This window comes from Methylopila jiangsuensis (assembly GCF_027922305.1).
GTDB classification, from domain to species: Bacteria; Pseudomonadota; Alphaproteobacteria; order Rhizobiales; family Methylopilaceae; genus Methylopila; species Methylopila jiangsuensis.
Genome location: NZ_BSFK01000007.1, coordinates 101,572 through 124,251, shown reverse-complemented (window position 1 = coordinate 124,251; position 22,680 = coordinate 101,572). Strand labels below are relative to the sequence as shown.

15 protein-coding genes, 1 tRNA gene, 1 pseudogene and 2 riboswitches are annotated in these 22,680 nt (G+C 69.4%); of the genes and pseudogenes, 8 read left to right on the top strand and 9 right to left on the bottom strand.

What is annotated here, in order from left to right; genetic code table 11:
• Positions 1–110: 110 nt before the first annotated feature.
• Positions 111–2,974: pseudogene (locus tag PKE85_RS07660) on the bottom strand (ribonucleoside-diphosphate reductase subunit alpha).
• 125 nt (positions 2,975–3,099) lie between these two features.
• Positions 3,100–3,321: riboswitch (cobalamin riboswitch) on the bottom strand.
• Between the two features lie 142 nt (positions 3,322–3,463).
• Positions 3,464–3,674: riboswitch (cobalamin riboswitch) on the top strand.
• Positions 3,675–3,792: 118 nt separating this feature from the next.
• Between PKE85_RS07660 and metE the strand changes: the two are divergent.
• The 3 genes from metE (at position 3,793) to PKE85_RS07645 (ending at position 7,806) form a co-directional block, all read left to right on the top strand.
• On the top strand, positions 3,793–6,153 hold the full coding sequence (metE, locus tag PKE85_RS07655; RefSeq protein WP_271204209.1) for a 5-methyltetrahydropteroyltriglutamate--homocysteine S-methyltransferase: 2,361 nt from the start codon (positions 3,793–3,795) through the stop codon (positions 6,151–6,153).
• Positions 6,150–6,941 (top strand): acyl-CoA thioesterase, encoded by a 792-nt coding sequence (locus PKE85_RS07650; protein ID WP_271204208.1) that lies wholly within the window; start codon positions 6,150–6,152, stop codon positions 6,939–6,941. The genes metE and PKE85_RS07650 overlap by 4 nt, the downstream gene beginning before the upstream one ends.
• Positions 6,942–7,029: 88 nt before the next feature.
• Positions 7,030–7,806, top strand: a complete 777-nt coding sequence (locus tag PKE85_RS07645) for a transporter substrate-binding domain-containing protein (protein ID WP_271204207.1) — start codon at positions 7,030–7,032, stop codon at positions 7,804–7,806.
• 186 nt (positions 7,807–7,992) lie between these two features.
• Here PKE85_RS07645 and PKE85_RS07640 read toward each other — a convergent pair.
• Positions 7,993–8,069 (bottom strand) — tRNA-Asp (locus PKE85_RS07640).
• Positions 8,070–8,235: 166 nt separating this feature from the next.
• On the opposite strand from PKE85_RS07640, the gene PKE85_RS07635 reads away from it, so the two are divergent.
• Positions 8,236–10,068 (top strand): monovalent cation:proton antiporter-2 (CPA2) family protein, encoded by a 1,833-nt coding sequence (locus tag PKE85_RS07635; RefSeq protein WP_271204206.1) that lies wholly within the window; start codon positions 8,236–8,238, stop codon positions 10,066–10,068.
• A 423-nt stretch (positions 10,069–10,491) separates the two neighbouring features.
• Here PKE85_RS07635 and serA read toward each other — a convergent pair whose 3' ends face one another.
• The 7 genes from serA to ftsH form a co-directional block, all read right to left on the bottom strand.
• Positions 10,492–12,078: a phosphoglycerate dehydrogenase gene (gene serA / locus PKE85_RS07630; protein ID WP_271204205.1), complete on the bottom strand. Its 1,587-nt coding sequence runs from the start codon at positions 12,076–12,078 to the stop codon at positions 10,492–10,494.
• Between the two features lie 36 nt (positions 12,079–12,114).
• A complete protein-coding gene (locus PKE85_RS07625) occupies positions 12,115–12,858 on the bottom strand; it encodes an enhanced serine sensitivity protein SseB C-terminal domain-containing protein (protein WP_271204204.1) in 744 nt (247 codons plus the stop codon).
• A gap of 165 nt (positions 12,859–13,023) precedes the next feature.
• Positions 13,024–14,193 (bottom strand): phosphoserine transaminase, encoded by a 1,170-nt coding sequence (locus PKE85_RS07620; RefSeq protein WP_271204203.1) that lies wholly within the window; start codon positions 14,191–14,193, stop codon positions 13,024–13,026.
• 168 nt (positions 14,194–14,361) lie between these two features.
• Positions 14,362–15,123, bottom strand: coding sequence for an outer membrane protein (locus PKE85_RS07615; RefSeq protein ID WP_271204202.1), 762 nt, complete (start codon positions 15,121–15,123; stop codon positions 14,362–14,364).
• Between the two features lie 233 nt (positions 15,124–15,356).
• Entirely contained in the window at positions 15,357–15,728 is a 372-nt protein-coding gene (locus PKE85_RS07610) for a hypothetical protein (protein WP_271204201.1), read from the bottom strand.
• A gap of 57 nt (positions 15,729–15,785) precedes the next feature.
• Positions 15,786–17,132: a phosphoglucosamine mutase gene (gene glmM / locus PKE85_RS07605; RefSeq protein WP_271204200.1), complete on the bottom strand. Its 1,347-nt coding sequence runs from the start codon at positions 17,130–17,132 to the stop codon at positions 15,786–15,788.
• A gap of 179 nt (positions 17,133–17,311) precedes the next feature.
• Positions 17,312–19,222: an ATP-dependent zinc metalloprotease FtsH gene (gene ftsH / locus PKE85_RS07600; RefSeq protein WP_271204199.1), complete on the bottom strand. Its 1,911-nt coding sequence runs from the start codon at positions 19,220–19,222 to the stop codon at positions 17,312–17,314.
• Between the two features lie 209 nt (positions 19,223–19,431).
• On the opposite strand from ftsH, the gene PKE85_RS07595 reads away from it, so the two are divergent.
• The 4 genes from PKE85_RS07595 to PKE85_RS07580 all read left to right on the top strand — a co-directional run bounded on the left by PKE85_RS07595 (position 19,432) and on the right by PKE85_RS07580 (position 22,628).
• Complete coding sequence (locus PKE85_RS07595; protein ID WP_271204198.1) at positions 19,432–19,755, top strand: DUF1476 domain-containing protein; 324 nt, start codon at positions 19,432–19,434, stop codon at positions 19,753–19,755.
• Positions 19,756–19,848: 93 nt separating this feature from the next.
• Positions 19,849–20,700: an SH3 domain-containing protein gene (locus PKE85_RS07590; protein WP_271204197.1), complete on the top strand. Its 852-nt coding sequence runs from the start codon at positions 19,849–19,851 to the stop codon at positions 20,698–20,700.
• Positions 20,701–20,902: 202 nt separating this feature from the next.
• A complete protein-coding gene (locus tag PKE85_RS07585; RefSeq protein ID WP_271204196.1) occupies positions 20,903–22,021 on the top strand; it encodes an MBL fold metallo-hydrolase in 1,119 nt (372 codons plus the stop codon).
• Entirely contained in the window at positions 22,014–22,628 is a 615-nt protein-coding gene (locus PKE85_RS07580) for an SCO family protein (RefSeq protein WP_271204195.1), read from the top strand. Before PKE85_RS07585 ends, PKE85_RS07580 begins: the two co-directional genes overlap by 8 nt.
• Positions 22,629–22,680 lie beyond the last annotated feature (52 nt).

The window sequence follows — 22,680 nt, the reverse complement described above, 5'->3', positions numbered from 1 at the left end:
AGGCCCGAGCCCGGCTCGGGCCTCCACGACTTCGCCGCAGGACGCCGCGATCGCAAGGAAGGGGTGGCTGCCCGCCGCGGCGGGCATGACGGTTGCTGGCGCGGGCCGCCTTACTGGCAGGCCTCGCAGGTCGGATCGTCCATGGCGCAGACCGCGCCCTCGCCCACCACGATCGGCTGGGCCGAAAGCGTGGCGGAGACGGCGTTGAGCTTGCCGTCCACGCCCTTCAGCGTGGATTTCTCCACATGGCTCGCGGAGCGCGAGCGCAGGTAATAGGTGGTCTTGAGCCCCGCCTTCCACGCCGAACGGTAGAGCGCGTCCAGCGCGCGGCCCGAAGGCGCGGCGATGTAGAGGTTGAGCGACTGGGCCTGGTCGATCCATTTCTGGCGGCGCGCGGCCGCCTCGATCAGCCATCTGGCGTCGATCTCGAAGGCGGTGGCGTAGAGCGCCTTGAGGTCGCCCGGCACGCGGTCGATCAGGGCCAGCGCGCCGTCGAAATATTTCAGGTCCGAGACCATCACCTCATCCCACAGCCCGCGGGCTTTCAGGTCGCGGGCGAGGCCGGCGTTCACCACCGTGAAGTCGCCGGACATGTTCGATTTCACGTAGAGGTTCTGGTAGGCGGGCTCGATCGACTGCGACACGCCGCAGATGTTGGAGATCGTGGCGGTCGGAGCGATCGCCATGCAGTTCGAGTTGCGCATGCCGACGCTTCTCACGCGCTCGCGCAAGGACGCCCAGCCGAGCGTCGCGGACCGGTCGAACGCCGACCCTCCCCGCGCCTCCGCCAGCAGGTCGAGACTGTCGATCGGCAGAACGCCCTGCGACCAGAGCGAGCCCTCGAAGCTCGGATAGCGGCCGCGCTCGGCGGCGAGGTCGACGGACGCCGAGATCGCCTCGAAGCTCACGGCCTCCATGCTCTCGTCGGCGAAGCGGACGGCCTGTTCGGAGGCGTAAGGCAGCCGCAGCGTCTGCAGCGCATCCTGAAAGCCCATGATCCCGAGCCCCACCGGCCGGTGGCGCAGGTTGGAGCGGCGGGCCTCGGGGATGGTGTAGAAGTTGATGTCGACCACGTTGTCGAGCATCCGCATGGCGGTCTTCACCGTGCGGGCGAGCCGCGCCCGGTCGAGCCCCTCACCCGTCACATGCCGCGCGAGGTTGACGGAGCCGAGGTTGCACACCGCCACCTCGTCGGCCGAGGTGTTGAGCGTGATCTCGGTGCAGAGGTTCGAGGAATGCACCACGCCCACATGGCGCTGGGGCGAGCGGATGTTGCAGGGATCCTTGAAGGTGATCCAGGGATGCCCGGTCTCGAACAGCATGGTCAGCATGCGCCGCCACAGATCGACCGCGCGGAGGGTGCGGAACACCCTGAGTTCGCCGCGCGCGGCCCTCGCCTCATAGCCCTCGTAGGCCGCCTTGAAGGCGGGGCCGTAGAGGTCGTGCAGGTCCGGAGTCTCGTCGGGCGAGAACAGCGTCCACGCCCCGTCCGCCTCGACCCGCTCCATGAACAGGTCCGGGATCCAGTTCGCGGTGTTCATGTCGTGGGTGCGGCGGCGGTCGTCGCCGGTGTTCTTGCGCAGGTCGAGGAACTCCTCGAGATCCACGTGCCAGGTCTCCAGATAGGCGCAGACCGCGCCCTTGCGCTTGCCGCCCTGGTTGACGGCGATCGCGGTGTCGTTCGCCACCTTCAGGAACGGCACCACGCCCTGGCTCTCGCCGTTGGTGCCCTTGATGTGCGCGCCGAGGCCGCGCACCGGCGTCCAGTCGTTGCCGAGGCCGCCAGAATATTTCGCCAGCAAAGCGTTGTCCTTCACCGCCTTGAAGATGCCGTCCAGATCATCGGCCACGGTGGTGAGGAAGCAGGAAGAGAGCTGCGGCCGCGTCGTGCCGGAATTGAACAGCGTCGGGGTCGAGGCCATGAAATCGAAGCTGGACAGCAGGTCATAGAATTCGATCGCCCGGGCCTCGCGGTCGATCTCCCGGAGCGAAAGCCCCATGGCCACGCGCATGAAGAAGGCCTGGGGGAGTTCGATGCGCCTTGGCCCGGCGTGCAGGAAATAGCGGTCATAGAGCGTCTGCAGGCCGAGGAACTGGAAGTTCAGGTCGCGTTCGGGCCTGAGCGCCGAAGCGAGCGCGTGGAGGTCGAAGCGGGCGAGCTCCGGGTCGATCAGCTCCGCCTCGACGCCCGCCTGCACGAAGGCCGGGAAATAATCGCGGTAGGTCTCCGCCATCTCGCCCTGGTGGCGCGGGTCGGCGCGCCGAACACCGCGGTCAGCGCCTCGGCGCGCAGCGCGTCGAGCAGCAGGCGCGCGGAGACGAAAGCGTAGTTCGGCTCGGTCTCCACCAGCGCCCGCGCCGCCATCACCGGGGCCTGGGCGAGTTCGCCCTCCGACACCCCGTCATAAAGATTGCGGCGGGCCTCGGTCAGCACCGCCTCGGGATCTGTCCCGTCCAGTCCGGCGCAGGCCTCGCGGATGACGAGCGCGAGCCGCGTCTCGTCGAGCTCGGCGAGCGAGCCGTCGGCCCTGCGCACATGGATCGCGGGCGGGGCCACGGGCGCGGTCTGCGCCTCCTTGCGCCGCTCGGCCGCGCGGGCCTCGCGGTAGAGCACATAGGCGCGGGCGACCTTGTGGTGGCCGCCGCGCATCAGCGCCAGCTCCACCTGGTCCTGCACGTCCTCGATGTGGATCGCACGCTCGAAATCCGCCCGGCGGGTCAGCGCGGCGACCACCTCGCCCGCAAGCTCCTCCACCGTTTCATGCACCCGGCGGGAGGCCGCGGCGCCGCCGCCCTCGACCGCGAGGAAGGCCTTGGTCATGGCGACCACGATCTTGGCCGCGTCGAAATCGGACACCGATCCGTTGCGCCGTATGACGCGGAAGGCGGGCGTCGCCCGCGCCGCCGCCTCGGGCGCCTGCGGCGACGGGCGGGAGGTCACGGCCGGCGATACGGAAGCTTGCGAAAGAGACATCGGCTTGGACCCCAAGATCGCGTTGGGGGCAAAAGGCCGAGCGGATGCGGAAGGGCCACGAGCCGTGCGCGGGGGGATGGCGCAGGCTTCAACCCAAGCGCTCCACCGGGACACCCCGCCCGTGGACGTTTCATCGCGTCGGGGCAGGTCTCCTGGCTCGCGGGTCACGGCGTTTCGTCCGGCCTTCCCGAAGCGTGACGGCTTCAGTGGCGCAGGATGGACGAGACGCTCGCCGCTCACAGTTGCGGGGGCAGCTCCGGACTGGCCGCTGACGCGGCGCACCGGATTCCCTCTTAGCTCCGTGAGGCGCATGCGCCCCTCGAAGAACCTCGACGCCCATATGTTGTGGCGGAGACCCTGCTTCGGTCAACATCTGGGGTCGATATTGTCCACAGATGGGCGCCGCCGTTGCGGCCGACCCATAACGCTCTCCATATGCTGAAATAAAGATATCTTTATACTGCCCTTGACGATCGTCCCGCCGCCGCCCTAGGATGACGCTGTCGAGGTTCTCCGGCCGGGTTTGGCCGGAGCTAAGAGGGAATCCGGTGAGCCCTTGGGCAATGCCGGAGCTGCCCCCGCAACTGTGAGCGGCGAGCCTTTCGTCCAACCCTGTCACTGAGGCCGGACAGCCTTGGGAAGACCGGACGACAGGCGACGACCCGCGAGCCAGGAGACCTGCCCCGACGACATGAAACGTCCACGGGCGGGGTGCCCCGGTGGATCGCAGGAACCCGACCGTCGGCGCAGCCGCCCGCGGTCCGTTCGACGCGTCCGCTCGGCCTTTTGCCCCCAACGCCAGATTGGGGTCTGCCGAAATGTCCAATTCCGAGAAGACTGACATCATCCGCGTCGCCACGCTTGGCGCGCCGCGCATCGGCCCGCGCCGCGAGCTGAAGACCGCGCTCGAGTCCTACTGGTCCGGCAAGAGCGACGCCGCGACGCTGGAAACCGCCGCCGCGGGCCTGCGCGCCGCCAACTGGGCGCGCCAGAAGGCCCGCGGCGTCGCCGTGATCCCCTCCAACGACTTCTCGCTTTACGACCATGTGCTCGACGTCAGCGCCATGGCCGGGGTCGTGCCCGAACGCTACGGCTGGAGCGGCGGTCCGGTCCCGCTCGACGCCTATTTCGCCATGGCGCGCGGCCGTCAGGGCGGGGAGGCCCATGGGGCTTGCGGCTGCGGCCACGCCGGCGCGGCGGCGCTGGAGATGACCAAGTGGTTCGACACCAACTACCATTACATGGTCCCCGAATTCTCCCGCGCCCAGCGGTTCGCGCTGTCCTCCACCAAGGTGGTCAGTGAGTTCTGCGAGGCGCTGGCGCTGGGACATAAGACCCGGCCGGTTCTGGTCGGCCCGGTGACCTATCTGCGGCTCGGCAAGAGCGCGGACGCGGGCTTCGACCCGATCGCGCTGATCGACGACCTGCTTCCGGTCTATGTGGAGGTCCTGAAGCGCCTCGCGGCCCATGGCGCCGACTGGGCGCAGCTCGACGAGCCGTGCCTCGCCCTCGACCTCGACGCGGCGGCGCGCAAGGCGCTGGCGGACGCCTACGCCCGCTTCGCGCGCGAGGTTCCGTCGCTGAAGATCATGCTGGCGACCTATTTCGGCGGCCTCGGCGACAATCTCGGAACCGCGCTGGCGCTGCCGGTGGCTGGGCTTCACCTCGATCTCGTGCGCGCCCCGACCCAGCTCGACCTCGCGGTGGCGCGGGCGCCGAAGGACCTCACGCTGTCGCTCGGCGTCATCGACGGCCGCAACGTCTGGCGCGCGGATCTCGCCCCGATCGTGGAGCGGCTCGCGCCCGTGGTCGCGGCCCGCGGCGCCGAGCGGATCGAACTCGCGCCGTCCTGCTCGCTGCTGCACACCCCGGTCGATCTCGCCTCCGAGGACGCGCTCGACCCGGACGTGAAGCGCTGGCTCGCCTTCTCGGTCCAGAAGATGGAGGAGCTGTCGATCCTCGCCCGCGCCCTGTCCCACGGCGCCGACAGCGTGAAGCCGGAACTGACCTCCTCCTCCATCGCCGCCAGGGCGCGGCGGGAATCGCCCAAGATCCATGATCCCGAGGTGGCGATGCGGCTCGCCCGCGTCACGCCGGACATGACGCGCCGCCGCAGCGCCTTCGCGGAGCGCGCCGTGAAGCAGCGCAAGGGTCTCGACCTGCCGGCCTACCCCACCACCACCATCGGCTCGTTCCCCCAGACGCCGGAGGTGCGCAAGGCCCGCGCCGCCAACGCCAATGGCGCGCTCCCGGACGCCGACTATGTGGACTTCCTGCGCAAGGTGACCGCGAGCGCCATCCGCTGGCAGGAGGAGATCGGCCTCGACGTGCTGGCGCATGGCGAGTTCGAGCGCAACGACATGGTGCAGTATTTCGGCGAGCAGCTCGCCGGCTTCGCCTTCACCAGGCACGGCTGGGTGCAGAGCTACGGCTCCCGCTGCGTCCGCCCGCCGATCCTCTACGGCGACGTCTCCCGGCCGAAGCCCATGACGGTGGAGTGGTGGTCCTACAGCCAGTCGCTCACCAGCAAGCCGATGAAAGGCATGCTCACCGGGCCGGTGACCATCCTGAACTGGTCCTTCGTGCGCGACGACATCCCGCGCGCGACCGCCTGCCGGCAGATCGCGCTCGCGATCCGCGACGAAGTGGAGGACTTGGAGGCCGCCGGCGCCTCCGTGATCCAGATCGACGAGGCGGCGCTGCGCGAAGGCCTGCCGCTGCGACGGGGCGAGTGGAAGACCTATCTCGACTGGGCGGTGGCGAGCTTCCGGCTGTGCTCGTCGGGCGTGGAGGACGCAACCCAGATCCACACCCACATGTGCTACTCGGAGTTCAACGACATCATCGCCTCCATCGGCGCCATGGACGCGGACGTGATCTCGATCGAGACCTCCCGCTCGCGCATGGAGCTGCTGGACGCCTTCGTCGGCTACCGCTACCCGGCGGAGATCGGGCCCGGCGTCTACGACATCCACTCGCCGCGCGTGCCGTCCGTGGAGGAGATGGTGGAGCTGCTCGAACGGGCGCGGGAGCGCATCGCGCCCGAGCAGCTCTGGGTCAATCCCGATTGCGGCCTCAAGACCCGCAAGTGGGAGGAGGTGAAGCCCGCGCTCGTCAACATGGTCGCCGCCGCCCGACGGCTGCGGGACCGCGCGGCTTCGGCCGAAGCCGCGCAATGACCGCGGGCCAGCCCGCCACGACATCGACCACGCTGGTCGACGTCGTGTTCCCCGGAGACACCAACCATCACGGCACGCTGTTCGGCGGCGTCGGGCTGGCGCACATGGACAAGGTGGCCTTCATCGCCGCCTCGCGCCACGGGCGCCGCGCCTTCGTCACCGCCTCCTGCGAACGGGTGGACTTCGACCGGCCGGCGAAGCTCGGCGACATCATCGAGCTGACCGGCGCGCTGGTGCGCGTCGGACGGCGGTCGCTCGGCGTGGAGGTGGACTTCTTCGCGGAGACGCCGCTCACGGGCGAGCGCCGCCGCTGCGGACGCAGCGTGTTCAACATGGTGGCGGTCGGCGATCTCCAGGACGGGGGCGGCGCGCTGCCGCCCATGCCCGCCCCCGCCGCCGTCGCCAGGACGTCTGAGCTGCGCATGGTGGAAATGGTGTTTCCTGAGCAGACCAGCCACTACGGCAGCCTGTTCGGCGGCCGGGCGCTGGAGGCCATGGCCAAGTCCGCCTTCGTCGCAGCCTCCCGGCGCGCCCGCGCCGCGGTGGTGCTGGCGGCGACGCCATGGAGCGAGTTCGTCAGCCAGATCGGCGCCGGCGAGGTGATGGAGATCGCTCCCCGCATCGCGCGCGTCGGCCGCTCGTCCATGACCGTGGATGTGGAGCTCACCGCCGAGAACCTGCTCACCGGCGAGCGCCGGCGGGCGGGCGCGGCCGCCTTCACGATGGTGGCGGTGGGCGCCGACCACCGCCCGATCCCCGTGCGCGCCGCGCCCGAAACCGCACTTTAGGAGCATCGTCGATGCGGACAGCAACGCGCCCGCCGCCGGCGACCCGGCCTGATTCTCCTTCCCGTCATCTCACCTCGGAGTTTCGTTCATGACCGGCATCTGGTCGGAGGCCGCGCAATGGCTGTCGGACTCTTCGGCGCTGAAGGCGCTCGCTCCCACGGGCCGGCTGCGCGTCGGCGTCGCCGTGGGCAAGGCGCGCTCCGCGGTGTGGACCTGCCGGGACGCGGCCGGGCGGCCGCAGGGCGTGACGGTCGACATCGCCCGGCGCATGGCGGAGATGGCCGAACTGCCGCTGGACCTTGTGGAGCATGACAGCTCGGGCGCGATCATCGCCGCGGCGGCGAGCGGGACCTGGGACGTCGCCTTCGCGCCCGTGGACGACGAGCGCAGGGCCGTGGTCGATTTCGGCGCGGCGCATTATCTCGGCGAAAGCGTCCATCTGCTGCCGGAAGGCTCTGCGATCCGGGCCCTGGCGGACGTGAACCGCGCCGGCGTTCGCATCGTCGGGGTCGAGAACACCGCGACCCTGCGCAGCGCGCGCCGCACGGCCCCGCTCGCGACCGCATCCGGCGCCGCCACGCTCGACGAGGCGCTCAGCCTGTTCCGGTCGGGCGAAGCGGACACTCTGGCGCTGGGGCGGGAATCGCTCATGAGCCTGCTGCCCGCCCTGCCCGGCGCCCGACTGCTGGACGAGCCGTTCCATTTCGCCGCCACAGCCGTCGCGGCGCCAAAGGGACGCGGCGCGGCGATCGAGATCGCCAGCGCGCTGATTGAGGACATGAAGGCCGACGGAGTCCTGCGTTCAAGCTTCGACCGCTGGGGCATGGCGGAAGCCGCCGTGGCGCCGGCCGGCGCGCGCGGCTGACGCCGAGCGTGCGCGGCGTTTCTCCGCGCGCGGCCACGCCGCCGCCAATGGCCGCGCAGGATGCGACGAAAAAGGACGACCGCCGACGATCGCGTAAACGTCGCGTCATCGTCGAGATTTTGAAGGAAAAGAGGCTCCGGAAGTCGGAACCTTGTCCTGGCCGCTGTCGCCGGCCCAAGAACACCATGGCGGGAGTGACGGGACTCGAACCCGCGGCCTCCGGCGTGACAGGCCGGCGCTCTAACCGACTGAGCTACACCCCCGCAGCGGGGCGTGCGCCCCGTCTGGTGGGCGCTTGGTACGGGACGACCGTGCGGCTGTCAAGCGGGCCGACATCGCCCTGTCACGCGCCTGTGGACAAGCGTTTTTGCGCGATGCGGCGATGGTGCGCTATCACCCGGACATCTGGCGCGGAACGGAGAGCGGACGATGGCGGCGGCCGAGGGAAATCAGCTGATCCAGGTGGTGGCGCTGCTGGGGGCCGGCGTCGTCGCCGTGCCGATCTTCCGCCGCCTCGGGCTGGGCTCCGTGCTCGGCTATTTCGCCGCCGGCCTCGTGATCGGCCCGTTCGGATTCGGCCTGTTCCCCGATCCCGCCTCGGTGCTGCATGTGGCGGAGTTCGGCGTCATCATGCTGCTGTTCATCATCGGGCTTGAAATGCAGCCCGCGCGGTTGTGGGCCATGCGCCGGCTGATCTTCGGGCTCGGCGCGGGGCAGGTGGTCGTGTGCGGCGCGCTGCTGACGGGCGCGGGCGTCGCCGCCGGCCTGTCGCCCGCCGTCGCTTTCGTTGCCGGCATGGGCTTCGTGCTGTCCTCCACCGCGGTGGTGATGCAGATGCTGGAGGAGCGCGGCGACGTGTCCACGCCCGCCGGACAGAAGGCGGTGGCGATTCTCCTGCTGGAGGACCTCGCCATCGTGCCGCTGCTCGCCATCGTCGCCTTCCTGGCGCCGGGCGCGGACAGCCACGGCGGCGCCGACTGGCGCGGAATCGGAATCGCCATCGCCTCGGTGGCGGGCCTCGTGATCGCCGGGCGGTATCTGCTGAACCCCATGTTCCGGGTGCTGGCGCGCTCCCAGGCCCGCGAGGTGATGACCGCGGCCGCCCTGCTGGTGGTGCTGGGCGCGGCGCTGCTGATGGAGCTCGGCGGGCTCTCCATGGCCATGGGCGCCTTCCTCGCCGGCGTGCTGCTGTCCGAATCCACCTTCCGCCACCAGCTCGAGGCGGACATCGAGCCGTTCCGCGGCGTGCTGCTGGGCGTGTTCTTCCTGGCGGTCGGCATGTCGCTCGACCTCGCCGCCATCGCCGCCAACTGGGGCGTGGTGGCGCTGGCGGTGGCGGGCTTCGTCATCGTGAAGGCGATCGGCATCTATGGCGTCGCCCGTGCGACCGGCGCGACCAACCGCGAAGCCATCGACCGCACCGCCTTGTTCGCCCAGGGCGGCGAGTTCGCCTTCGTGCTCTATTCGGCGGCGACGTCCGCCGGCGTGATGGACGCGCGCGAGAACGCCATCTTCACCGCCGCCGTCATCATCTCCATGGCGCTGACGCCGTTCACGACGATCGCGCTCAAGCATCTGATGCCGCCCCCCGCCGACGACCGCGGAGACGCGGACGTGGAGCACGCCGACGGGCTCACCGGCTCGGTGCTGGTGATCGGCTTCGGCCGCTTCGGGCAGATGGTGAGCCAGCCGCTGCTCGCCCGCGGCTTCGACGTCTCGATCATCGAGAACAACGTCGACATGATCGAGGCCGCGTCCGACTTCGGCTTCAAGGTCTATTACGGCGACGGCTCGCGGCTCGACACGCTGCGCACCTCCGGCGCGGGCGAAGCGCGGGCGGTGCTGGTCTGCGCCGACGGGCGCGACAACGTCACCCGCATCGCCGATCTCGTCCGGCACGAGTTCCCGCACGCCAAGCTGTTCGTGCGCGCCTACGACCGCGGCCACGCCATCGACCTGATCCGCAACGGCGTGGACTACCAGCTGCGCGAGACGCTCGAATCCGCGCTGACCTTCGGCGAGGCCGCGCTGAAGGAGCTGGGCGTGCCGCCGGAGGAAGCGGAGGAGCTGATGGAGGACGTGCGCCGCAAGGACGAGGAGCGGCTGGCGCTGCAGGTGGCGGGCGACATCTACTCCGGCACCGACCTGCTCACCGGCAACGCGCCGGTGCCGAGCCCGCTGACGCGGCCGAAGCGACGCGGCCGCGTGTTCGACGACAAGGCCCTGCCCGGACGGCCCGCGCCCGGCGTGCGCGGCGCCTGAGTCGAAGGGCAGCCGGCTGACGGCGGGGAACGGCTCTGTACGACAGGCCCCGTCACGCGGCTCGGGCGTGGCGGGCGGATCGTGCGATTCTCGCTTGCCCGAAGCCCCCTCACCCGGCCCTTCGTGCCGACCTCTCCCCGCCGGGGAGAGGTGACGCGGCGACGGCCGCGCGCTCAAGGGGCGGCACAGGTCCGGGGCGTCCGTTTAGATCTGGTGAGGAGGCCCGCCCTCACCTCTCCCGGCGGGGAGAGGTCGACGCGAAGCGGCGGGTGAGGGGGAGCCCGGCCGCCCGCCAGGTGAGGGGCAGCCGCGTAAACCCCCAAGGACTCTGACGCCTAAAAACGCGTTCGCCGTCATGCCCGAGCTTGCCTCGGGCATGACATGAGTTCTGGTCGCGCGCGGCGGTCCTTTCCGAACGGGCTCTCAGAACCGGAGCGCGCGGGCGTGCTTGACGTGCTCCAGCGCCTGCACCTGCGCCACCACCGCGTCCGGGATGTCGCCGTCGATCTGGACGATGGCGATGGCGTCGCCGCCCTCCGCGGCCCGGCCCAGATTGAAGGTGGCGATGTTCACGCCCGCGGCGCCGAGCGTCGCGCCGAGCGCGCCCACGTAGCCAGGCTTGTCCTCGTTGGTGACGTAGAGCATGGACGGGCCGAAGGCGGCCTCGATCTCGATGCCCTTGATGTCGATGATGCGGGGCTTGCCGTCGGCGTAGACGGTGCCGGCCACATGCCGCGTCAGGCCGTCGGTGGTGACGGTCAGGCGGACGACGCTGTCATAGGTGTCGGCGTCCTCGCGCAGCACCTCCTCGATGGCGATCCCGCGCTCGCGGGCGATCACCGGGGCCGAGACCATGTTGATGTCCGCGAGCAGCGGCTTCAGCAGGCCGGTGACCGCGGCGGAGGTGAGCGCGCGGGTGTTCATGCCCGCCACCAGCCCCTCATATTCGATCCGGACCGCGGTCACGCCGCTGTCGGTGAGCTGGCCCGCGAAGGAGCCGAGCTTCTCGGCCAGCGCCACGAACGGCCGCAGCCGCGGCGCCTCCTCGGCGGTGATGGAGGGCGAGTTGACCGCGTTCGACACCGCGCCGCGCAGCAGGTAGTCCGACATCTGCTCGGCCACCTGCAGCGCCACGTTCTCCTGCGCCTCGGAGGTGGCGGCGCCGAGATGGGGCGTGCACACCACCGCCGGATGGCCGAACAGCGGGTTCTCGATGGCGGGCTCGGTCACGAACACGTCGAAGCCGGCGCCCGCCACATGGCCGGCGTCCAAAGCCTCGCGCAGCGCGACCTCGTCCACCAGCCCGCCGCGGGCGCAGTTGACGATGCGCACGCCCTTCTTCATGCGGAACAGCGCCTGCCGGTCGATGACGTTGCGCGTCTTCTCGGTCAGGGGCGTGTGCAGGGTGATGAAGTCGGCGCGGGCGAACAGCTCGTCGAGCTCCACCTTCTCGACGCCGAGATCCTGCGCCCGCTCCGGCGAAAGGAACGGATCGAAGGCGATGACGCGCATCTTCAGCCCGATGGCGCGCTCGGCGACGATGGAGCCGATGTTGCCGCAGCCGATGATCCCGAGCGTCTTGGAGGTGATCTCCACGCCCATGAAGCGGTTCTTCTCCCACTTGCCGGCCTGGGTGGAGACGTCGGCGGCGGGAATTTCGCGCGCGACCGCGAACATCAGCGCGATGGCGTGCTCCGCGGTGGTGATGGAGTTGCCGAAGGGCGTGTTCATCACGATCACGCCCTTCGCGGTGGCCGCCGGGATGTCCACGTTGTCGACGCCGATGCCGGCCCGGCCGATCACCTTGAGCCTGTGCGCGTTCGCGAGGATTTTCGGCGTGACCTTGGTGGCGGAGCGGATGGCGAGGCCGTCATAGTCGCCGATGACGGCGGCCAGCTTCTCCTTGTCCTTGCCGAGGTCGGGCTGGAAATCCGCCTCGACCCCCCGGTCCCTGAAGATCTGGATCGCCGCGGGCGACAGCTTGTCGGAGATCAGGACGCGGGGGGCCATGGGGGTCTCTCTCGTGTTCGCGGGCTTCTCGCCCGCTCAGGTTTTCCGATAGAAAGGCTCGGCGTCCCGCTCGAAGTAGCCGTCGAGCGGAGAGCCGGGGATCGGCACGAAGTCGATCGTGTCGGTCGGCCGGGCGGAGCTCTCCAGCACCTCCTCCACCCGGTCGAGCACCGCGTCGAGATCGCCGTTCACCCTGAGGCCGATGACGAGGCGCTTGACGCCGTCTTCGTCGGCGATGGTCGCTTCGGCCAGGTGTGCGGCCTCCACGTCCTCCAGTTCGGCGAACAGCGCCGCCAGCGGCGCCGTCAGATGCGTGCGCGGCGTCTGCGGCCGGCCGACCAGGGTCGGCAGGTCGTCCTCTTCGTCGTCGAAGTCGGGCGCGACGTCGAAGCCTTCGTTGGCGCGCTCGAAGTCGCCGTCGAGCATGGCCGCCACGTCTTCGGCCATGAACTCATGGCCGTATTCCGACCCCGGATTGAGGACGAAGTTGGCGTCCTCGATCTGGGACACGATCTGCTTGAAGCTCTGGCGCACCACCATGAGCTTCTCGTCCGGGAACATGGCCTGCACGCGGGCGTCGGAGGTGAAGACCGGCACGAAGCTCAGGTCCTCGTGGGTCACCTCCGGCACCGCGTAGCCGCCGCCCTTGCCGTCGCCCGGGTCCATCAGCGCGAAGGACAGCTCCGCCTCCAGAAACTCCTTGAGGAAGGCGATGCGATGGTCCGGCTCCTCGATCGCGCGGATGAGCGAGCGTTCGAGAGCGTTTTCGGGCGTGAACATGGGCGTCAGGGCTCCGGAGGTAAGGGCCAAGCGGCGCGGGCGACCCGCGTCGTCGCGCCTGCCTTAGCAGGCCTGCGCGACGAATGTGAGGGCCTGACCGGTCGGCTTGCGCGCCGACCGTCCATCATCCCTAACCGCCAGACCCGAAGGGCCCCGCGCGCTTGATCAGGCCGCCCTGGCGAGCGCCGGCGACAGCTGCGCGTAGGCCCAGTCGAGCCAGGGCAGCAGCGCCTCGACGTCCGAGGTCTCGACGGTGGCGCCGCACCAGATGCGCAGGCCGGGAGGCGCGTCGCGGTAGGAGCCGAAGTCGTAAGCGACGCCCTTCGTCTCCAGCAGCGCCACGAAGTCCTTGGCGAAGGCCGCCTGAACCTCGCGCGAGGCGGAGGCGAGCGCCGGATCGGCGAAGGTGAGGCAGACGCCGGTGTTGCTGCGCGTGGCCGGGTCCTCGGGCAGAACCTTCAGCCAGGGCGTGCGAGACGCGTAGTCGTAGACCGCCTTGGCGCTGGCGTCGGCGCGGGCCATCAGCCCGTCGAGACCGCCCACCGTCTTCGCCCATTCCAGCGTGTCGATATAGTCCTCGACGCAGAGCATGGAGGGCGTGTTGATGGTGTCGCCCTCGAACAGCGCCTCGTCCAGCTTGCCGTTCTTGGTCATGCGGAACAGCTTCGGCAGCGGGAAGGCCGGCGTGAAGCTTTCCAGCCGCTCCACCGCGCGCGGGCCGAGGATCAGCATGCCGTGCGCCGCTTCGCCGCCCATCACCTTCTGCCAGGAGAAGGTGACCACATCGAGCTTGTCGTAGTCGAGCTCCATCGCGAAGGCGGCCGAGGTCGCGTCGCAGATGGTCAGGCCGGCGCGGTCGGCGGGAATCCAGTCGTGGTTCGGAACCCGGACGCCGGCCGTGGTGCCGTTGAAGGTGAAGACGACGTCGTTGTCGAAATCGACCGCGGCGAGATCCGGCAGCTTGCCGAACTCGGCGACGACGGCCTTGGTGTTGGGCAGGCGGAGCTGCTTGACGGCGTCGGTCACCCAGATGGCGCCGAAGCTCTCCCAGGCCAGCACCTCGACGCCGCGGGCGCCGAGCATGGACCACATGGCCATTTCGACGGCGCCGGTGTCGGAGCCTGGAACGATGGCGATGCGGTGGGAGGCCGGAACGCGCAGGACCTCGCGGGTCAGGTCGATCGCGTGCTTCAGCTTGGCCTTGCCGGCCTTGGAGCGGTGCGAGCGGCCGAGCTCGGCCTTGGCCAGAGCTTCGAACGACCAGCCGGGACGCTTGGTCGTGGGTCCGGACGAGAAATTGGGGTTCGCGGGGCGAACGGAAGGCGTATCGGTCATGTCAAAACCACCCTTTCAGATGGCAGCCCCTCGTTGGGGAGGGGTGGCCCGGCCGCTGGATACGTCGCCTCGGGGCTCGCCGTCAAGCGCCCTGATCCTGCGCCGGACAAATAAAAACGCGGCGGAGCGTTGCGCTCCGCCGCGTTGAAGACGAGCCAGACTTTGGGATCAGTCGAGCGTGTAGCGCACGCCGAGACGGATCTCGTGGGCCGCGATGTCGTCGATCTTGACGCGATGACCGCCGGTCACGCCCGCGACGCGCTTCGTGCGTCCTTCGCCCAGATCGACGTAGCGGTAGTTCGCGTCGATGGTGATGTTGTCGCTGACCTCGTAGCCGACGCCCGCCATGAGCGCCCAGGCGAGGTTCCACTTATGGTCGCCGCCGATCTTGCCCTTCGAGCCGTTCGGGTTGGTGTAGCGATAGTCATCGACATTCACGCGCGACGTGCCGATGCCGGCGCCCACGTAAGGCGTAAATCCGTGCCAGGTGCCGATGTCGAAATAGGCGTTGGCGAGGAAGGTGAGCGCCGAAATCTTGGCGCGCTCGTCCGAATAGAGCCCCTTCGTCGCGCAACCGATGCACCACAGCTTGCCGCCGAAGTCCGCCTTGGTCTCGTAGTCCACCGTGACGTCGGTGCGGAACCACTCGTTGAACTTGTAGCCGACGCCGCCGCCGAAGATGAAGGCCTCGTCGAGGTTTTCTTTTCTGTACTTGTCCACGCCTTTATAGGCCGGATCAAGGAACCGCGCCGAGGGATCGCGGTAGAACTTGTAGCCCACGTCGCCGCGCAGGTACCAGGCGGAGCCGAACTCCACCGGCTCGATCGGCTCCAGCAGCGGGGGTTCGGGAAGGTCAGCCGCGCGGCCCATCGTCGGGGCAAGCGCGATAGCAAGCGCGCCCGCGAGCGCGTAGGTCGTCAATTTGGCCATACCGCCAGATCCTTGTTCGGCGCCCCGCGGCGAACCCGCCGGACGCGATCGTGTTCACCACACGACTGGCACTGTGACCGTTAATCGTTAAAGGGCGCTTAACCTTAAAACTCAACCATGTTTGTTCATCCGACAATCGTCCCGAAACGGGAACGCGCTCGCGAATGCTTTCGCGAGCGCGTCCGGACAGGACTATGGCTGCGGACGCAAACCGTCCGCGGCGCGAGGTCGACTCAGTCGCAGACCTCGATCGTGCGCGTGCGCCGGACGCCGCGATGATCCACGAACCGCTGACGCTCCAGATGGCAGCCGCCCCGGTTGGCGTTGGCCAGCGCCGCGCCGGCGGCGAGGCCCAGAATGCCGACCCCCGCGATGGCTGCCGCGTCACGGCCGCGATGATGCCGATGACCGCGGTAGTAGTGACGGCGCCCATAATCGCGGTGACGGTAGTGATGCCGGTCGCGGTAGCCGGAATGACCGTGGTCCCGGCCATAGCCGCCACGGCGGTCACCCGCCGAGGCAGCCACAGGCGCCATCGCCACGCCCGCCGTGAGCACCGCGAGCGCCATGGCCATCCCGCGGAACAGCTTTGAAAACGGGGTCATCGTTCCTCCTTGTCGCAGACTGTCGAGTGCGTTCGAAATCTCTGAGCGCGCGAGCCGTCAGGCGGCCGCCTTGGTGATCACCTCCACCACGCCGTCGACCACGTCGGTCACCAGCGTGCGGTCGTCGCCCTCCGCCATCACGCGGATCACCGGCTCGGTGCCGGAGGGGCGGATCACGAGCCGGCCCGCGCGGCCGAGCCGCTCGGTGGCCTTGGCGATGGCGGCGCGCACGCCGTCGTCGTCCAGCGGACGGCCGGCCTTGTAGCGCACGTTCTTCATCACCTGCGGCAGCGGCTCGAAGCAGTGGCAGATCTCCGAGACCGGACGTTCCGCCTTCTGCACCACAGCGAGCAGCTGCAGCGCCGCCACCAGCCCGTCGCCGGTGGTGGCGTAATCGGACAGCACGATGTGACCGGACGGCTCGCCGCCGAGATTGTAGCCCTTGGCCCGCATGCGCTCGACCACGTAGCGATCGCCGACCGGGGTGCGCTCCAGCGTCAGGCCGAGCGAGGAGAGGTAGCGCTCGAGCCCGAGATTGGACATCACGGTGGAGACCAGGCCCGGCACGGACAGCCGCCCCTCCTCCGCCCAGGACGAGGCCACCACCGCCATGAGCTGGTCGCCGTCCACCACCTGGCCCTTCTCGTCCACGATGATGACCCGGTCGGCGTCGCCGTCGAGCGCGATCCCGATGTCGGCGCGGGTCTCGCGCACCTTGGCGATCAGCGCGTTCGGGGCGGTGGAGCCCACGTCCTTGTTGATGTTGACGCCGTTCGGCTCCACGCCGAGCGTCACCACTTCGGCGCCCAGCTCCCACAGCGCCTCGGGCGCGACCTTGTAGGCGGCGCCGTTGGCGCAATCGACCACCACGCGCAGACCCTCCAGCGAGAGGTTGCGGGTGAGCGTGCGCTTGGCGAATTCGATGTAGCGGGCCTGCGCGCCCTCGATGCGCTTGGCGCGGCCGAGCTGCGGCGCGTCGGCGAGCCTGGGGCCCAGATCGCTGTCGAGCAGGGCCTCGATCTCGGCCTCCACCTCGTCCGACAGCTTGTAGCCGTCGGGCGCGAACAGCTTGATGCCGTTGTCGGCGAAGGGGTTGTGCGAGGCGGAGATCATCACGCCCAGATCGGCGCGCATGGAGCGGGTGAGCAGCGCCACCGCCGGCGTCGGCATCGGCCCGAGCAGCAGCACGTCCACCCCCACCGAGGTGAAGCCCGCCTGAAGCGCGCTCTCGATCATGTAGCCGGACAGGCGGGTGTCCTTGCCGATCACCACCCGATGGCGGTAATCGCCGCGCCGAAAGGCGATGCCGGCGGCCATGCCGACCTTCATGGCGAAGTCAGGCGTGATGGGAAACTTGTTGGCCTGTCCGCGGATACCGTCCGTGCCGAAGTACTTCCGCGTCATGCAGCGCTCCTCAGGTCTTTTGGGCCGGCGCACGCCCGCCAGCTTGACGTCATAGCGCGAGCCTGACGCAACGACGTTCAAAAATCGTGAGCGTCCGTTACGGCGCCGCGCGAATTCTTCTGAAATGAAAAAGGCCGGACGTCGCCGCCCGGCCCCTTTCCGTCATAGGATGGCGGCGCTCACGCCTGCGGCTGGGGCTCCAGCCCGCCGTCGGGGCGGCGGCGGGGCTTGCCGGCGGTCGGCACCGCGGAGCCGCGCGGGGCCGGCGGCTCGTCGGCGTCGCGCACCGGCGGACGGCCCTCGAGCAGCGCCTTGATCTCCTCGCCGGTCAGCGTCTCGTATTCGAGCAGCGCCTTGGCGAGCTGGTCCATCTGGTCGCGATGCTCGGTCACGATGCGCCGGGCGGTGTCGTAGCCCTCGTCGATGAAGCGTTTGATCTCATTGTCGATCTTCAGCATCGTCGTGCCGCTGACGTTCTGCTGGCGGGCGACCGACATGCCGAGGAACACCTCGTCCTGGTTCTCGCCGTAAGCCACGGTGCCGAGCTCCTTGGAGAAGCCCCAGCGCGTCACCATCCCGCGGGCGATGTTTGTCGCCATCTGGATGTCCGACTGGGCGCCCGCCGTCACCTTGTCCTCACCGAAGAAGATCTCCTCCGCCACGCGGCCGCCCATGGCCATGGCGAGGCGCGAGGTGAGCTGCTCGTACGAGATGGAGATCTGGTCCCGCTCCGGCAGGTACTGCACCATGCCGAGGGCGCGGCCGCGGGGAATGATCGTCGCCTTGTGGATCGGATCGTTCGCGGGCGTGTAGAGCGCGACGATGGCGTGGCCGGCCTCGTGATAGGCGGTCACCCGCTTCTCGTCGTCGGTCATCACCATGCGGCGCTCCGCGCCCATCATGATCTTGTCCTTGGCGGCGTCGAACTCGGCGGCGGTCACCATGCGCTTGGAGCGGCGCGCGGCCATCAACGCGGCCTCGTTGACGAGGTTCATCAGGTCCGCGCCGGAGAAGCCGGGCGTGCCGCGGGCGATGGTCTTCAGGTCCACGTCCGGCGCCAGCGGCACCTTGCGCACATGCACCTTCAGGATCTTCTCGCGGCCGATGATGTCCGGGTTGGCCACCACCACCTGGCGGTCGAACCGGCCCGGACGCATCAGCGCGGGATCGAGCACGTCGGGACGGTTGGTGGCGGCGATGAGGATGATGCCCTCGTTCGCCTCGAAGCCGTCCATCTCCACGAGCAGCTGGTTCAGCGTCTGCTCGCGCTCGTCGTTGCCGCCGCCGAGGCCGGCGCCGCGATGGCGGCCCACCGCGTCGATCTCGTCGATGAAGATGATGCAGGGCGCGTTCTTCTTGGCCTGCTCGAACATGTCGCGCACGCGGCTCGCGCCGACGCCCACGAACATCTCCACGAAGTCGGAGCCCGAAATGGTGAAGAACGGCACGTTGGCCTCGCCCGCCACCGCGCGGGCGATCAGCGTCTTGCCGGTGCCGGGAGGGCCGACCAGCAGCACGCCGCGGGGAATGCGGCCGCCGAGCCTCTGGAACTTCTGCGGGTCGCGCAGGAACTCCACGATCTCCTGCAGGTCGTCCTTGGCCTCGTCCACGCCCGCCACGTCGTCGAAGGTGACGCGGCCGTGGGCCTCGGTCAGCAGCTTGGCCTTGGACTTGCCGAAGCCCATGGCCTTGCCGGCGCCGCCCTGCATCTGCCGGGACAGGAACACCCAGACCGCGATCAGCGCGATGAAGGGCAGCCACTGCAGCAGCAGCGCCACCATCCACGGCATGTTGTCGCCCGGCGGCCGCGCGGTGATGGACACGCCCTTGTCATAGAGCCGCTTCACCAGCGAGGGGTCGCTCGGGGCGTAGGTCTGGAACTGGGAGCCGTCGGTGTACTGGCCCGAAATGTTCGGCCCTTCGATCACCACCCCGCGCACGCGGCCGTTGTCCACCTCGGTCAGCAGCTGGCTGAAGGAGATGTCGTTGGGCTGTGAGCGCTGTCCGGGGTTCTGGAACAGCGTGAACAGGGCGAGCAGCAGCAGAACTATGATCACCCAGAGGGCGAAGTTCCGGAAATTCGGGTTCATTTCGGGCCTTTCGCGTCGGTCGCGACGGCGGAGCCCCAAGGTCCAGCGACGCTTGCGCGAATGTAAGCGCAGGCGCGCGCTCTGCCAAGACGGCCTCTCGACGAAGGAAGGGGCGCCGGACGCCGCTCTGCGCGTTGCTTCGCCACAATCGCAGGTTCTTACTTGCGTGAGGGCGACAAAAGCGCGGCGGAGGCCGCAAGGGACAAGCCATGACCACCTTCGATGAGCGCGAACGCGCGTTCGAAAACCTGTTCGCGCACGACGCCGCCATACGGTTCCGGGCCTACGCCCGCCGCAACCGGCTGCTCGGCCTGTGGGCCGCGGAGCAGCTCGGCAAGACCGGCGAGGACGCCGAGCGCTACGCCAAGACGGTGGTGATGGCGGATTTCGAGGAGGTCGGCGACGAGGACGTGCTGCGCAAGGTCTCCGGCGACTTCGCCTGCGGGGGCTTGCGCATCCGGGTGGCGGAGGTGCGGGCGCGCATGGACGAGCTGCTCGCCGAGGCGCTGGAGCAGGTGAAGCTCGAAAGCTGAAGCGCGAAGACGAGGCGCGGCTCGCTTGCGCTCGCGAAAGCGTTATGTCTCCACGGCGCGTCCGCGCCGGTTCAAGGAATGGAGTTCAAGGCCATGAAGGTCCGCATGAGGACGGCGCTGGCGGCCGCCGGCGCGCTGGTCCTGTCCGCGGGCGCGGCGCTCGCGGCGCCCGCCACCGCCACCACCAATCTGAACGTGCGCTCCGGCCCCGGCACGTCCTACTCCGTGATCGGGACCATCCCCGCCGGCCGCAGCGTCGAGGTCATCGGCTGCGACGGCGCCTGGTGCGAGGTCGATCTCGGCGCCCGCAGCGGCTTCGCCAGCGCGAGCTACCTGTCCCGCGCCGTGCGGGAGCGGGTGATCATCGAGGAGGAGGTCGAGGATCCGGCCTACGGGCTGTCGATCGGCGGCTACTGGGACGACCGCCCGTGGTACTTCTCGGACGGCTATTACTACTGGGGCGGCCGCTGGTGGGGCGTGCGTCCCGGCCGGCCCGGCTGGCACGGCTCCCATCGCCCCCGCCCGCCCCATTGGGGCAGGCCTGGACGTCCCGGATGGGACCGCCCCGGCCGTCCGGATCGCCCGGGCTGGATCGGCGACCGCCCGGGCCGTCCCGGCTGGGGCGGCGATCGGCCCGGCCGTCCGGATCGTCCGGGCCGCCCCGACCGTCCCGGCTGGGGAGGCGACCGCCCCGATCGACCCGACAGGCCCGGCCGTCCGGAACGGCCCGATCGCCCGGAGCGGCCTGACCGGCCGGAGCGCGACCGCAACATGGGCTATGGCGGCCCCGGCTGGGGTTCGCCCGGCGCCTATCGCGACCGCGGCGGCGACCGTCCGCGCTTCGAGGGCGGCGGCGGCCGCATGGAGCGCGGCGGCGGCGACCACGGCGGACGCGGCGGAGACAGGGGCGGCGACCGTGGCGGCGGACGCGACCGGGACCGCTGAACGCGATTACGGAACACGCGAAGGGCGGCCTTGGGCCGCCCTTTCTGCATCGGCTCACGGACGCAAGGCGGCCGAAACGCCGATCCCCGGCCGACTTCCAGGCTCGCGCTTCACGGACCGCGCATAAGGCCCATATCATTATTGTTATTCCATAGATTTAATGTCATTTGTTCCGGCGACTCATCTCGCCGGAGAAAAAGGCATGGCCGGGACCATCGAAAGACGAAGCTTCCTGAAGGCGTCAGCGGCCTTCGCCGCCGGCGCCGCAGCCGGGTTCTCCTGCATCGAGATCGCGAACGCGGGCCCCATCGCGGTTCCGACCGTGGACAAGCTCAGCCTCCGCGTCCTGATCGACTCCGCTCATGACCAGTTTCTGAAGCCGAGCACGGTTCAGGGCGTGCTGCATCAGCCGCCCGGCAGCGGCCGCGGGCAGGACTACCGCCGGGTCCTGCACAACCAGTGGGGCCTCTCGCTGTTCGCGGAGACCCAGCGGGGCGACGAGGCCCGCGCCATCCTGCTCGACTTCGGCTACAGCCCGGAGGCGCTGATCAACAACATCGAGATTCTGAAGGTCGACCCGACCAAGGTGAACGCGCTGATCGTCAGCCACGGGCATCACGATCATTACGGCGGCCTGACGGGCTTCCTCGACCGGTACCGGCAGGACCTCGCGGCGGACGTGAAGCTCTACGCCGGCGGCGAGGACAACTTCTGCCATCGGGTCAGCCCGACCGCCGTCAAGGGCCAGTTCACCGATTTCGGGCAGCTGGACCGGCGCGAACTGGCGGCGCGCCGGATTACGACGGTGCTCTGCGAGACGCCGACGGTGGTCGCCGACCACGCTTTCACCACCGGCCAGATCAAGCGCTCGTCGATCGAGCGCATCCTGCCCAACACTTTCGTCGAGCGCGGAATCAAGGACGGCCTCGGTTGCGACGCCAGCCATTATTCTGCGGCCGAACTCGCGGGGCAGATCGTTCCCGACGAGCACGTCCACGAGCACGCCACCTGCTTCAACGTCAAGGACAAGGGGCTGGTGGTGATCAGCTCCTGCGGCCATGTGGGCATCGTCAATTCGGTGCGGCAGGCGCAGGAGGTGTCGGGCGTCGAGAAGGTGCATGCGATCGTGGGCGGCTTCCATCTCGGGCCGGCGCCGAAGGACTATCTCACGCAGGTCGTCGCCGAGATCGGGAAGCTGAAGCCCGACGTGGTCATCCCGATGCATTGCAGCGGGCTCAACTTCGCGCTCGAGGCCCAGGCGCAGATGCCCGCCAACGTCATCGTCCCCACCACCGGAAGCAGGCTCACCTTCGGTGCGTGAAGCCGTCGCCGCTGCGGTTCTGACGGCGGCGCTGTGCTGCCTTCAGGCCGCGCCCGCTCGCAGCGATGCGACGGCGCCGCGCCGCTCCGCCGCGGAGCTGATGGACGTGCTGATGTGGAGCCGCGAGCCCGTCGGCGGCCCCTTCGCCCTGTTCGACCAGACGGGGCGGGCGCGGACCGACGCCGACTACAGGGGCAAGCACCTGCTGGTCTATTTCGGCTTCACCAGCTGCCCGGACATCTGCCCGACCGACCTTCACGAGATCACGCAGGCCCTGATCCTGCTCGGCGACGACGCCGACAAGGTGCAGCCGCTGTTCATCACCCTTGACCCGGAACGCGACGGGCCTGCGCGCATGGCCGAATATGTCGCCGCCTTTCACCCCCGACTGGTCGGGCTGAGGGGCGACGCCGACGCCGTGCGCAAGGCGGCCGACGCCTACAAGGTGTTCTACGAGAAGGTCGAGCTGCCCGGCGGCGGCTACACGGTCGACCACTCGGCCTTCATCTACCTGATGGATCCGGAGGGCCGGTATCTCGGCTTCTTCCCGCCCGGCACGACGGCCGACCGGATGCTGACGATCATCCGGCCGCATCTGGCGAACTAGGCGCCCGTTTGGACATTCGCGCTCGCCGTCATGCCCACCTCTTCGCGGGCAT

What these genes read in the sequence shown, in the direction of transcription:
- metE (WP_271204209.1), top strand. Translation starts at nt 3,793, where the DNA reads ATGTCCAATTCCGAGAAGACTGACATCATCCGCGTCGCCACGCTTGGC.
- PKE85_RS07650 (WP_271204208.1), top strand. Translation starts at nt 6,150, where the DNA reads ATGACCGCGGGCCAGCCCGCCACGACATCGACCACGCTGGTCGACGTC.
- PKE85_RS07645 (WP_271204207.1), top strand. Translation starts at nt 7,030, where the DNA reads ATGACCGGCATCTGGTCGGAGGCCGCGCAATGGCTGTCGGACTCTTCG.
- PKE85_RS07635 (WP_271204206.1), top strand. Translation starts at nt 8,236, where the DNA reads ATGGCGGCGGCCGAGGGAAATCAGCTGATCCAGGTGGTGGCGCTGCTG.
- serA (WP_271204205.1), bottom strand. Translation starts at nt 12,078, where the DNA reads ATGGCCCCCCGCGTCCTGATCTCCGACAAGCTGTCGCCCGCGGCGATC.
- PKE85_RS07625 (WP_271204204.1), bottom strand. Translation starts at nt 12,858, where the DNA reads ATGTTCACGCCCGAAAACGCTCTCGAACGCTCGCTCATCCGCGCGATC.
- PKE85_RS07620 (WP_271204203.1), bottom strand. Translation starts at nt 14,193, where the DNA reads ATGACCGATACGCCTTCCGTTCGCCCCGCGAACCCCAATTTCTCGTCC.
- PKE85_RS07615 (WP_271204202.1), bottom strand. Translation starts at nt 15,123, where the DNA reads ATGGCCAAATTGACGACCTACGCGCTCGCGGGCGCGCTTGCTATCGCG.
- PKE85_RS07610 (WP_271204201.1), bottom strand. Translation starts at nt 15,728, where the DNA reads ATGACCCCGTTTTCAAAGCTGTTCCGCGGGATGGCCATGGCGCTCGCG.
- glmM (WP_271204200.1), bottom strand. Translation starts at nt 17,132, where the DNA reads ATGACGCGGAAGTACTTCGGCACGGACGGTATCCGCGGACAGGCCAAC.
- ftsH (WP_271204199.1), bottom strand. Translation starts at nt 19,222, where the DNA reads ATGAACCCGAATTTCCGGAACTTCGCCCTCTGGGTGATCATAGTTCTG.
- PKE85_RS07595 (WP_271204198.1), top strand. Translation starts at nt 19,432, where the DNA reads ATGACCACCTTCGATGAGCGCGAACGCGCGTTCGAAAACCTGTTCGCG.
- PKE85_RS07590 (WP_271204197.1), top strand. Translation starts at nt 19,849, where the DNA reads ATGAAGGTCCGCATGAGGACGGCGCTGGCGGCCGCCGGCGCGCTGGTC.
- PKE85_RS07585 (WP_271204196.1), top strand. Translation starts at nt 20,903, where the DNA reads ATGGCCGGGACCATCGAAAGACGAAGCTTCCTGAAGGCGTCAGCGGCC.